The organism is Saccharopolyspora sp. NPDC049357 (assembly GCF_040677225.1).
Classification (GTDB): domain Bacteria; phylum Actinomycetota; class Actinomycetes; order Mycobacteriales; family Pseudonocardiaceae; genus Saccharopolyspora.
The window spans coordinates 229530-241618 of sequence record NZ_JBFAQJ010000001.1; the positions used below are offsets into that span (position 1 = coordinate 229530).

The following is a 12089-nucleotide window of genomic DNA, read 5'->3' on the forward strand; positions in this document are numbered from 1 at the left end:
GACAGCACGGCATGACTGTCTCCCGGAAAGCGTTGGAAGGAAGGCGTTCACAGCCAGGAGGCGTCTTGAGCGACCGCCCGGGGCCGGGCCGGAACCCGGCCCCGGGGGCTCACTCGGCCCGGATCACTTGCCGGTGCCGATCGGGTCGCGCTGCTGCGGAGTCAGCATCTCGGCCCACTTGCCCGCGTTCTGCTGCGCCCAGCCGTTGTAGACCAGCGGAATCGCGAGGACACCCTGACCGCCCATTCCGGACGCGCCGGTGATGGTGCCGTCGACCTCGGTGTCCGCGGTGGCGTCGAGCGTCTTGGTGCCCACGACGGCCGCATCAGCGATGTTGCCGTCCATGTTCGGATCGACGTCGATGATCTGCATGACGTTGGCGAACTTGTTGGACACGTAGGCGTAGTAGCCGCCGCCCTTCTTGGCACCGAAGTTGATGCCGTGGCAGCCCGCCGAACACGGCAGGTCCTTGACGACCTTGTCCGTCTTCGGGTCCACCACCGAGACCGTCTGCGAGAGCACGTTCGCCGCCACGAGGGCCTTGTCGTCCGGGCTCACCGGCAACTGGATCGACAGACCGCCGAAGGGCTTGCCCTCAGCCGGACCACCGATCGGACTGTAGTTCTCCCACAGGTCGATCGTCTTGCTGTGCACCAGCTTCCCGTCGTCGGCGCACGCGTTCTCCTTCAGGGAGACGCACGTGAGCGACTGACCGGTGAAGTCCGCCGTGTAGGCCTTGCTCGCGTCGGACGTCATGCTGGTCGCGATCGGGAACTGCCCGGTCTTCTCCGTCTTGACCGCCCCGGAGTCGAGATCGATGATCGAGGCGTTGTCGGTCATGACGTTGGGCGTGATCGCGGTCTTGCCGTCGAAGGACAGCCAGTGCGCGTGCGGGTGCCGGATCTCCCCGGACGGGCTGACGTTGATCCGCTTGGTGACGGGGCCACCGCCCGGAGCGACCTCGACGATCTCGTTGCCCGCGTTGAGACCGACGATCAGCTGGTCGGTACCCGGCTTGGTCATGATGTGCGCCGGGTTGTGGCCGACCTGGGTGTTGACGATGTGCTTGCCGGTCTCCCGGTCGAAGGCGTTGATCTCATCGTCGAACCACTCGGACTGGTAGAGGAACTTGTAGTCCTTGTCGGTCCACATGTTGTGCGGGTTGTTCATGTTGATGCCGGGAGCACCGATCTTGCGCTCGATGTTCCAGTTCTCGGCGTTGATCCGCGTGGCGGAGCCGACCTTGTCCTTCTCGCCGAACTCCTCCATCTCGGTGTCGAGCCAGACCTCGCCGACACCGGGAACGGGCGGAGCCTTGTCACCCGGGTTGAGCGTCTTGGGGTACTTGAACTTCGAGTCGAAGTAAGCGTCCAAGATCGGGATCAGGATGGGGTTGCCCGCCTCGTCGTACTGCAGGATCGGGGCAGGCGCCTGGGTCGGGTTCCAGCTGACCGGGTTCTTCGGGTCGAACTTCTGCCAGTTGTTCGGGTTGGTGATGTTGAAGAACGCGTTCACCAACCGGTTGACGATGTCGGAGTGGGACGGCACGTTGAGCTCGCGCGAGTTGATCTGCGAGCGCTTGCCGAAGTCCAGCCCGATCGTCAACGGGTCATCCACCACGACCGCACCCAGCATGTACGGCGACACCATGTCGGCGAACGCGTACAGGCCCGGCTCGGTCAGCTGGATCTGCTTCTCACCGAAGAACGCTCCCTTGGGATCCATGAACGGAAAGCCCTGCGCACCCTCAGGGGCGATCAGGCCCATGGGGTTGCGCAGACCCTCCGACTCCTTCGGGTCCACCACGAACTTCACCGTCACGGGCGGGCCCTTGACCGCGAACGTCTGCAACTCGTTGAGCGCGCCCTGCAGATCCACCCCGACCGGCAACTGGTTCAGGTTGATCGGCGCGTCGACCGGCAGCCCGGCCACCTGCTGGGTGAAGGAGCCCAGCAGACGCTCGGCCTTCAGAGCAGTCGGCAGAGCCTTCGGGTTCGAGACCCCGATCTCCTTGACCGTCTTCAAGGTGCTGTCCAGGTTGAGCATCTGGGCCAGGTTCTGACCCGTCTGCCCCAAGGCCGGCACCTGCTGGCCAACGCCCTTCACGAGGCCGCTCAGCCCCTCGGCCTGATCCATGTTGGTCAGCGACGTGGCCTTCTGCGGCGAGACCGACCCAGTCAGGCCCGGCAGGCCCGGCAGCGCACCATCAGGCACGCTCGGGATGATCGAACCGTCGGCGGCCGACGTGCCCACCCGAGGCAGCTCGGCGACGGCCAGCGACTGACCGCCGAAGAGGTTCAGGCCGGAGTCGAACCACTTCCCGTTGTCATCCTTGATGTGGAAGGTCACCGGCAGCGGACCTGCGCCGACCGGCTGCTGAGCAGCCGCAGGCACCGCGGCCATCGTTCCGGCGCTGGCGGTGGCGACCACCACCGCCGCGGCCGCTTTCAGGCGGCCACGCCATTTTCGGGCTCCCGGAGGAGATTCTGCGGACATGTGATCCCTCTCTGATCCGTGCGATGCGAAGATCGCCGGTTCGGCGGTGTCGGGACGAAGCTCGTTGGGTCCCAGCACCCCGGCGGTCCGACACTTCTTCCGGAGGAACGACCGCACCTCTCCGAATCCTCGGTTCGGAAAACCCGGGCAGCCCTGCGCCACACGGGTATCGTCAATTCGTTTCCGGATCGGCGGGTCATGCTCGACATCAATCGAACGAAAAAAGTTAAGCACGCCGCCGATCCCAGCGAAACGATCAACCGGTAAATCGAATGTAAAACGACCCTCACCGGACAATCGGAATTTCGGTGATCAGAAGAGAAGACAATGCATCACGTGACACGTGAAAGAAATTGAATCCAGCCTCAGAGAAATAGTTCCCACGCGCAGGGTCGGCGCATACCAGCTGGTCACCGTTGCGCACACGCAAGATCAAGGGTCCGCCGAGACCGCGTCACCATGATCACGCACTTCCGCGAACCCATTGTTCAGGCGCGCTCGCGCGAGCCTCGAGAAAATGACGCGAAGAGATCGGGAGAGCGCGCGGAAAACACGATTCGAGGTCGCCTGAACCCCAATTCAGGCGACCACGCGATTTGCTTTCCCTACCCTCGTCCACCCCGGTAGCGCGTCCAGCTCCCGACCGCGATGGCTAACAGCACCGCAGCGGCGAAAAAGAGCCACAACGACCTCTCGTCCGCAGCGGAGTCCGCACGACTCGCTGTCAGCTCGGTGCGCGCGGCCGACATCTCCGGCTCTCCGGATCCCGGCTCCAGATCCCCGACGACACGACGTCCCGCCGCCCACGGCCACTCCTGCGGCGCGCGTTGCTCAGCGCGTGGCACGGCGCCGGCCCCCACCTCATCGGCAGCCAGGGGTTTCGCGGTCTGCGGGGGCGGCGCCGCCGGAGGCGGAGGCGGTTCCGCCGGTTGGGGCGGCATGGGCGGAGGGCCGAGCGGGAGACGTGGCAGGTCGGGAAGTTCCACGTGCGTCACGATTCCGCACACCGGGCTCAACGTCGCGTGCACGACCGGGGCCAACCCGCCCAAGACCGCACGTGCGGCGGGGATCTCTGCCAGGCGCGCGATCACGGCGTCCGCGATGCGTCCGCCGGACAGGTACCCCTCGCCGATCCGCCCCACCGAGATCGGCGGCGCGGCGCTCCACTCCGCCCGGAACGCCTCGGCCACCCCGGGCAGGCCGACGACACCCTGCACGGCCGTCGCGACGGGCTCGACCAACGCCTGCGGAAGCACCATGACCTCGGTACCAGGGGCACCCTCGACGACCGCCGAGCAGGTCGGGAGGACGACAGCGGGTTCAGCCGCCTCGGCCGCGGGCGTGGCGGAGAAGGCCGCGAGCACGAGCGCGCCGGACGTCAGGTGACGGCGGAGTCCCATGCCTTCCCCTCCCGCTCAAGGCGCTTTCTTCGCCTGTTCTCAGCAAATCCACATGCGCCGGTGCGAGCCTGGGAGCTCAGCGCGGACCGAGCAATGGTGGCACGTCCCCCGGGCGGTGCCCAGATCACCGTGACATCGATCATCGATGCGTGTTTCGCGCTCGTTTCCTTACCCGGGACGCGCCCCTGACCAGCAATTTCTCGACGGATCGGCGATCGTGGACGGGGTTGCGGACGGACCACGCCGAACGCGGTGTCCGGCAAATAGTTCACAACCCGGCGCTCCCCACCGCTGACCCCGGCTCGCCGGGTGGAACCTATTTCTCGCGCGCCAGGACCGTCGGTGGCGGCGAAACCCGTCGTGAAAACACTCCGTCTCGCTGCACGGCGCGGTTTCTCACCCGATCGCAACGTCACGCGCGACCGGTCGTCACATCGTCCGGTTATGGATGAGCGCTTCGGCACCTGGGGCGTGCCAGATCGCCGCACGCCGCGGATCGGTCCTCGCCACCACCTGGTGAACGCTGGAACGCGTCGCACGACGTGTGTCCCCGGCGTTTCGCACCCGTCATCGTCGCATGAATTCATGTTGGCAATGTGATTTCCGCGCAGGTGAAACAGGCCGCTCCATCGGCATTCCGGATCCGAACGCCACGCAGAATTGTGACAACCGAAGCGATCATGCACATCGGACTGATAGGCACGACAACGACGCATTTTGTCGAAACGCCCGTCAATTCACCCATCGCGAAGCGTGGAACCACTTTCGCCGCCCGTTCATCGCACCCCCGCTTACACCCAGGAACGACCTCGCACGTCACCACTCGCCCGTGAGCCCGCTGACCTGCGGGAACGCTTGGCACGCGCGTGTTTCGGACAGGTGAACGCGAAGCGCAAAGGAGAGCCACAAGACGTCGAACGCTGCTGGTCAGAACGTTGTCCCCGTGTCACGATGACCTGGCCGGCCATTCCGACACCACTCATTCGCGCGGCGTCATCGACGCCGATCCGCGCGCCAACCGTGGCGGCATTCGAATCCGGGAAACCGCGAATCATTCCGCACCGCCCACAGGTCGTGCGCGGAACGCGGTATCTCACTGAGGAGGCATTGATGACGACGGGCGCCCTGTCCAGAACCGAGGTGGAGCTCAAGGTCCAGCTCGACCGCAAAGACGTCCTCGCCGCCGGTGTCGTGCGGCTGACCTTGCGCCATCCCGATGGAGGCCCCGTGCCGGAATGGGAACCCGGCGCCCACATCGAGATCGTGCTGCGCGACGACCTGGTGCGCCAGTACTCGCTGTGCGGGGACCCCGCCGACCGCTCGACGCTGCAGGTCGCGGTGCTGCGCGAACCAGACGGCCGAGGCGGGTCCGACTACGTCCACCGCGAACTCGCCGAGGGCGACCTGCTGCGGATTCGCGGTCCCCGCAACCACTTCCCGCTGGTGAGGGCCAAGAAGTACCTGTTCCTGGCCGGCGGCATCGGTATCACGCCGATCCTGCCGATGATCGACGCCGTCGACCGGGCGGGAGCCGACTGGCGACTCGCCTACGGCGGCAGGTCCCGCGACACGATGGCATTCGCCGACGAGCTCGTCACCCGCTACGGGCCGAGGGTCGGCCTGAGCCCGGAGGACGAAACCGGCCGCCTGGACCTCGATACCCTGCTCCGGGGGGCCTGCCGCAGAACCGCGGTCTACTGCTGCGGCCCGGAGTCCCTGCTCGCGGAGGTGGAGAGCCGCTTCCCGTCGCGACGCCGCGGCGCGCTGCACCTCGAACGGTTCAAGGCCACCCAGGTCGATGCTCCGACCAGTGGTTTCGAGGTCGAGCTCGCGCGTTCGCGACTCACGCTCACCGTGCCGGAGAACCGCTCGATCCTCGAGGTCGCCGAGGACGCGGGCGTGCCGGTGCTGTCGTCATGCCAGGAGGGCATCTGCGGCACCTGCGAAACTCCCGTGCTCGACGGCGTCCCGGACCACCGCGACTCGCTGCTCACCGAAGCCGAACGCGCAGCGAACCGGACGATGATGATCTGCGTGTCACGCACGTGCGGGACACGGCTCATCCTCGACCTGTAATCGGATCACCCGCTGAGCCCCCACGCCGCCCCTCTGGCGCGGGGGCTCAGCGACTTTCGGGCATCTTCACAGCTCGCGCACAGGAAACCGGCCGATGACTCAGTACCGTGGAAAGGGCCTGGAGTGCGGACCGGGCTTTCACGGGATCCGGTGGACACGCCCCCTGCGGACAGCGTGTCCGCCGGATCCTGTTAACCGCCTCGCCACATCGGCGAACGGATCCTCCGGAACGGCGTTTCCGCAGTTCGGGCACCACACGGCCACCTCCGGTGCGCCACCGACCCCGGAGTGCCCGAACACCGGATGGGGGCAAATGCGTGCCACCCGACTCCGCCCTCCCCCACGGCACCACCGGCCCCGGGCCTGCGCGTTCTCCGCGTCGACGCGCGCACTTCGGGATGCGGACGAGAAACACTTCTCCCCGATTCAGGTGACCGCGCATCACGTCGATCATCCATCCCGCTTGATTCGGAGCTGACGGACAATTAACAGCAGGCCGTTCATTCGGGAGCAACCGGTCGGGTAATTTCACCGGAGCCGGGTTTTCGTCAGTGCAGCGACCGTGAAGCGGTGCGCGGCCCGCAGCCGACCCTAGTCATCGTCCACAGTGCTCGCACGAGAGCGCCAGGAACGCCGTCATCTCGCCAGATCCATCGTCGGCGAGTTCCCGAACGACGAGTAGCTGGGATGTGAGCCATCGAATGACCAATGCTGAAGGCTTGAGGATGATGGCACGGGACGCACGCAAGCTCTCCCCCGAAGCGCTGGAGGAGATCCGTCGTCGAGCCGTTGCCGCAGTCGAGTCGGGAGCATCGCAATCCGACGTCGCGCGCCTGCTCGGTGTGTCCCGCAAGACCGTCGGCGCGTGGGTGCGCGCCTTCCGGAGCAGCGGTGAGGACTCGTTCCGAGCGAAGACGCGGGGACGACGTCCTGGCGAGCAGCTCGCGCTGTCGACGCGGCAGCAGGAGTGGACGATCCGCGCCATCACCCGGGGAACGCCGGATTCGCACGGCCTCCGAGCTGAGCTGTGGAGCAGGCAGGCGGTTTCCGACCTCGTCCACCGCGAGTTCCAAGTGCTCCTCAGTCCCGCGACCGTCGGTCAGTACCTCGCGCGCTGGGGTCTGATCGACGAGGCGCTCCTCAAGGACATGGTGCGCACACGCATCGCCACGGTCGTGCCCCCGTGGCGAGCGACGAACGCCGAACCGCAGTGGTGGATCCCGGGAGCCAAGGTCGCGTGGATCGTCTGGAGCAGGCCGCACACACCACCGCCCGGTCACAGCCACCACAAGCGCAACCTCATGAACGGTTTTCGCGATCACTTCGGCGACGTCAACGTCCTGCAGGCCATCTCGCACCGGAACGTCGTGCTGTTCCACGCACAGCTCGGGCCCTTCGACGCACATCAGGCCGGCCGGTTCCTGATCGGGCTGCAGCACCAGCTCAACGGCCCGCTCAACGCGATCGTCTGCCACTGGCCGGCCGAACACCGCACCACCTTGCAGGAGTGGTCAGCACCCCACGACCACCCGATCGCCCTGCACCTCAGCGCTGGCTGAGTCCGGGCTTCCCGGTGACGGGGTCGAGCACGCTGAACGTGATTCCGGCGTTGATCAGTCGTCGGGTGAGGTTTTCGCCCATGGCCGTGGCGGTGGTGACCTGACCGGCGGTCGGTGGGTTGTCGTCGTAGGCCAGGCACATGGCCGCTTCGCCGAGCATCTTGGCGGTCTCGGTGTAACCGGGGTCGCCGCCGCCGACGCGCGTGCGCACCGTGCGGCCGTCGGCTTCTCCGATGAAGTCCACGGTGAACCACGAGCGCGCACGCCTCTGCTGCGAGGGGCCCTCCCCTCGTGGGAGCCTTGAAGCGAGAAGCCGCCGCAGCGGCGGAACCTGAGCGGCTCCCATCAGAGCCGTGAAACCCACTGCGGCCACGGCGATCGTGGCCGGGTTCTTGACGCCCGCGCAGTGGGTGTAGGTGAAGTCCGGGCCGTAGTCGGCGCGCGCCGCGGCCGAGCGCTGGACGATGAACGGGTCGATGGTCGGCAACGGCAGCAGCCACAGTCCGAGGTACCCGTCACGCCGTGGCCTGTCCGACTTCACCCGTGCACGACGACCTTCGGGGCGCGGCTCCGCTTCGTTGCGCTCCTTCATCGCCCGACGCATCTGCCTGATCCGCGCGAACTGTCCCAGCGCGGAGTGGAAGGTGCCGCCGGAGACCATGGCGTTGCTGCGCACGACGCCGCGGATGGTCACCGCGACGTCGTCCGGCAGTTGCCGACGGGTGAACAAGGCGCCCAAGTCGTGCGGGACGGAGTCGAAGCCGCAGGCGTGCACGATGCGGGCACCGGTGCGCGCGGCAGTGGCGTGGTGGGCCAGGTACATCCGGTCGACGAACTCGGGCTCTCCGGTGAGATCCACGTAGTCGGTGCCGGCAGCGGCGCAGGCGGCCACGAGCGGCTCGCCGTGCTCCAGGTAGGGCCCGACGGTCGTGATCACGACACGCGTCGACTCGGCGACCTCGCGGAGCGCGTCCGCGTCCGTCGCGTCGGCCTCGACGAGCTCGACGTGCGCGCCGTCAGGATGCGCCTCGGCGAGCCGATCCCGTGCTGCTCGAAGTTTGGCCGGGTTGCGACCGGCCAGCGCCCAGCGCGCCCCGGCTGGGAGGTGACGTGCCAGGTAGTCGGCGGTGAGCCCACCGGCGAATCCGGTGGCGCCGAACAGGACGAAGTCGTAGGTGCGGTCGGGCATGGTCTCCTCCGGGAGGTCGGGCAGCGGGTCAGGCGAGTCCGGTCCGCAGCCAGGTGCGGTAGCGGCGCAGGGCAGTGTGCCGGAGTGGCGCCTCCCGGAGGTAGGCCAGGACCGGGTTGACGCCCGGCCGGGCGGGACGACCTCGCCCGAGGCGGCGGAGCTGGTAGCGCACCCGTGCCATGCCGGCCGCTGAGGCGAGGGCCTTGTCCTTCAACCGGACCGGCGGGAGCTCGACGCTGGCTTCGCCATCCGCGCGCCACGTGTTCGGCAGGTCGGGATCGACGGCCAGCGCCGTGCCCATCCCGACCAGGTCGATGCCGCTGGCGAGGACCTCCTCGGCGACGGGGCGCCGGATGATGCCGCCGGTGAGCATCAGCGGCAGCGAACTGGTCCGCGCGAGATCTTCCGCGAGGGTGAGGAAGTAGGCCTCCCGCGCGCGGGTGCGCTCGTCAGCGGCCTGCCCGGTCATGGCCGGGCTCTCGTAGCTGCCGCCGGACAACTCGACGAGGTCGACGCCGAGCGGGGCGAGCAGCTCGATGACCTTCTTCGCGTCGTCGGCGTCGAAGCCGCCCCGCTGGAAGTCGGCCGAGTTGAGCTTGACCGCGACCGCGAACCCCGGGTCCACCTGCGCTCGGATCGCGCGGACGCACTCGAGCAGGAGACGGGCACGGTTTTCCAGGGTGCCGCCCCACTCGTCGGTGCGCTGGTTGGACAGCGGCGAGAGGAACTGCGAGAGCAGGTAGCCGTGCGCCGCGTGGACCTCGACCCCGTCGAACCCCGCGGCCTCGGCGCGGCGCGCGGTGGTGGCGAACCGCGCGACCGTCTCCTCGATCTGCGCCGACGTCATCGCCACCGGCTGCGCCAGCCGCTTGCTGTTCCTGCCGATGTCGACCCGGATCGCCGACGGCGCCCACACGACCCCCGGCATGTTCGCCATGACCTGACGACCGGGGTGGTTGATCTGCATCCACACCTTCGCCCCGCTCTCCCGGGCCGCACCGGCCCAGCGCTGGAACGGCTCCAACGGCGAGTACTCGTCGAGCACGACGCCTGCCGGCCCGGTGAGCGCCTGGGCGTGGACCATGACGTTGCCGGTGATGAGCAGTCCCGCGCCACCCCGGCTCCACCGCTGGTAGAGGCGGATGAGCTGGTCACCGGGCAGTTGCCCGGCGACGGCCATGTTCTCCTCCATCGCGGCCTTCGCCAACCGGTTCGGGATGACGGCCCCGCTCGGCAGCGTCAGGGGCGTGAAGAGGGTGGATGACATCGATCCTCCGGATCGTGCGGTATGTTTACAGTGCTAACGCGACACTAGGGAGGGAAGTAAGCAGTGTCAACATCCGAGAAGAGTGGCTACCACCACGGTGATCTGCGCGCGGCGCTGCTGACCACGGCCATGCAGATGCTCGAGAACGGGGAAACCTTCTCGCTGCGCGCCGTCGCCCGGAACGCAGGCGTCTCCCCCACCGCCCCCTACCGGCACTTCCCAGACCGCGACGCCCTGGAAGCCGCCCTGGCCGTCCAGGGCTTCGGCGACCTGAAGCACGACCTGACCGACGGCCGCGACCTGCCCACCTCGATCGCCGACCTCGCGGAATTCGGCGTCACCTACGTCGACTTCGCCATGCGGCGACCGGCCCTGTTCCGGCTCATGTTCGGCAACCCGTGCGACAACACCGACGACGAACGCGTCAACGCCGCCGACGAGCTGCACGAACTCCTCGCGCAGGCCCTGGCGAACGTCACCTCCGAGTCGGACACCACCGCGCTGGCGAACGCGGGCTGGAGCCTGGCGCACGGCCTCGCGTTCCTGCACCTCGACGGCAAGCTCTCGGCAGACTCCCCCGAGGAGATCGCCGAGCGGGTGCGCTCGGCATTCCTGGCGATCATGACGACCCAGGGCAAGACCAAGAGCCGACGACGCACCTGAGCCGTTCCGCCGTGCTCCGCCGCCTCCTCGCCTTGGCGCACGCCCCATGTCCGTGGGAACAGGGGGTGCGGGCCCCTCGGGATGGGGCCCACACCCCCTGGAACAGCAGGCGAGCCGGACATTCGCGGTGTCGACCCGGGCGCGGCCGCAACCGTGCGCCCAAAACGGTCCGTGCTACGCGTTGACCAGCAGGATCTTGCCGATGTGCTGGCCGGCGTCCATGAGCTCGTGCGCGTGTGCGGCTTCGGCCATGGGCAGCGTTTGGGAGATCACGAGCTGCACGTCGCCGCTCTCGATCATCGGCCAGACCTCGCTCTGAACCTCGGCCACGATGGCCGATTTCGCGGCTGCGGACCGCGTGCGCAACGTGGTGCCGTGCACCGATGCGCGCTTGAACACCAGCTCGGCGAGGTTGAGCTCACCGGCCAGCCCGTCCTGCAGACCGATCACGACAAGGCGCCCGTCTTCGGCCAGTGATCGGACGTTGCGTTCGAGGTACTGACCGCCGATGACGTCCAGGACGACGTCGTAGGGGCCGTGATCGACGAAGTCCTCCGAGCGGTAGTCGATCGTCAGGTCAGCACCCAGTTCCCGCGCGCGGGCGGCCTTCGCGGGACTGCCGACGGTGGTGACGACGCGAGCTCCCAGCGTCTTGGCGATCTGGATCGCCATGGTGCCCACTCCCCCGGCTCCGCCGTGCACGAGGAAGGTTTCGCCCTCCTTCAGCCCCGCGGTCATGACGAGGTTGGACCACACCGTGGCGGCCGCCTCGGGCAACGCCGCCGCCTCGACCAGCCCGGTTCCCTTCGGCACCGTGAGCAACTGCCCCGCGGGGACGGCGACCTTCTGCGCGTAGCCACCTCCGGTCAACAACGCGCACACCTCGTCGCCCACCTGCCAGCCGGTCACTCCCTCGCCGAGGGCGCTGATGCGACCCGAGACCTCCAGCCCCGGATACGGCGAGGTGCCCGGCGGCACCGGGTACAGGCCCATCCGCTGCATGACGTCCGCCCGGTTCAGCGCGCTGGCCACCACGTCCACGACGACTTCCCCAGCAGCAGGCGACGGGTCGTCGACCTCGGCCCACTCCAGGACCTCGGGCCCACCAGGTTCTTTGATCACAACTGCTTTCATGGCGTGCTCCATCCACGTCGCTGAAATGAGGGCTCTCGCCGACGTTCTGGTCAGGATGCTCGCGACATGCCCCTGCTGCGAGTGCGGCGCCACAGCACGGCGGAATGCACCACAGCAGAGCGCAAACAGGCACCCAGGCAGAGAGTTGAAATGTTAACGCTGCACACATTAACCCAGGAAGTGTGCACCGTCAACATTGGGCCGCATCCAGCCGCCTCGCCGTCGGAAGCAGCCCGACTTACCGTTGGGGCCGCAAGCTGAGCAGCACGTCCGACCACCTCAACCCAGGCGAGCGCACTCCACCC

At 67.8% G+C, this 12089-nt stretch carries 8 protein-coding genes; 3 read left to right on the plus strand and 5 right to left on the minus strand.

The genetic code is table 11. From position 1 onward, the window contains the following. Window positions 1–123: 123 nt before the first annotated feature. Both AB0J91_RS01055 and AB0J91_RS01060 read right to left on the minus strand, forming a co-directional pair. The gene (locus AB0J91_RS01055) at window positions 124–2403 is read right to left on the minus strand and encodes a copper oxidase (RefSeq protein ID WP_363863007.1); all 2280 of its coding nucleotides are present in this window, start codon (window positions 2401–2403) and stop codon (window positions 124–126) included. A 698-nt stretch (window positions 2404–3101) separates the two neighbouring features. Then, window positions 3102–3896 carry a hypothetical protein gene (locus tag AB0J91_RS01060; protein WP_363862667.1) on the minus strand — a complete coding sequence of 265 codons (795 nt, stop codon included), beginning with the start codon at window positions 3894–3896 and terminating at the stop codon, window positions 3102–3104. 1110 nt (window positions 3897–5006) lie between these two features. Here AB0J91_RS01060 and AB0J91_RS01065 point away from each other — a divergent pair. Together AB0J91_RS01065 and AB0J91_RS01070 are read left to right on the plus strand one after the other, a co-directional pair. Further along, complete coding sequence (locus AB0J91_RS01065; RefSeq protein ID WP_363862670.1) at window positions 5007–5972, plus strand: PDR/VanB family oxidoreductase; 966 nt, start codon at window positions 5007–5009, stop codon at window positions 5970–5972. A 728-nt stretch (window positions 5973–6700) separates the two neighbouring features. After that, entirely contained in the window at window positions 6701–7531 is an 831-nt protein-coding gene (locus tag AB0J91_RS01070) for a helix-turn-helix domain-containing protein (RefSeq protein WP_363862673.1), read from the plus strand. On the opposite strand, the gene AB0J91_RS01075 is transcribed toward AB0J91_RS01070, so the two are convergent. Both AB0J91_RS01075 and AB0J91_RS01080 read right to left on the minus strand, forming a co-directional pair. After that, window positions 7518–8720, minus strand: coding sequence for a saccharopine dehydrogenase NADP-binding domain-containing protein (locus AB0J91_RS01075; RefSeq protein WP_363862676.1), 1203 nt, complete (start codon window positions 8718–8720; stop codon window positions 7518–7520). The genes AB0J91_RS01070 and AB0J91_RS01075 overlap by 14 nt on opposite strands. A gap of 28 nt (window positions 8721–8748) precedes the next feature. Beyond that, a complete protein-coding gene (locus tag AB0J91_RS01080; RefSeq protein WP_363862679.1) occupies window positions 8749–9987 on the minus strand; it encodes an NADH:flavin oxidoreductase/NADH oxidase family protein in 1239 nt (412 codons plus the stop codon). A gap of 63 nt (window positions 9988–10050) precedes the next feature. Here AB0J91_RS01080 and AB0J91_RS01085 point away from each other — a divergent pair, with 63 nt between their 5' ends. Beyond that, entirely contained in the window at window positions 10051–10650 is a 600-nt protein-coding gene (locus AB0J91_RS01085; RefSeq protein WP_363862682.1) for a TetR/AcrR family transcriptional regulator, read from the plus strand. Window positions 10651–10824: 174 nt separating this feature from the next. Here the strand turns inward: AB0J91_RS01085 and AB0J91_RS01090 are convergent, their stop codons facing one another. Beyond that, window positions 10825–11784, minus strand: coding sequence for an NAD(P)H-quinone oxidoreductase (locus AB0J91_RS01090; protein WP_363862685.1), 960 nt, complete (start codon window positions 11782–11784; stop codon window positions 10825–10827). Window positions 11785–12089 lie beyond the last annotated feature (305 nt).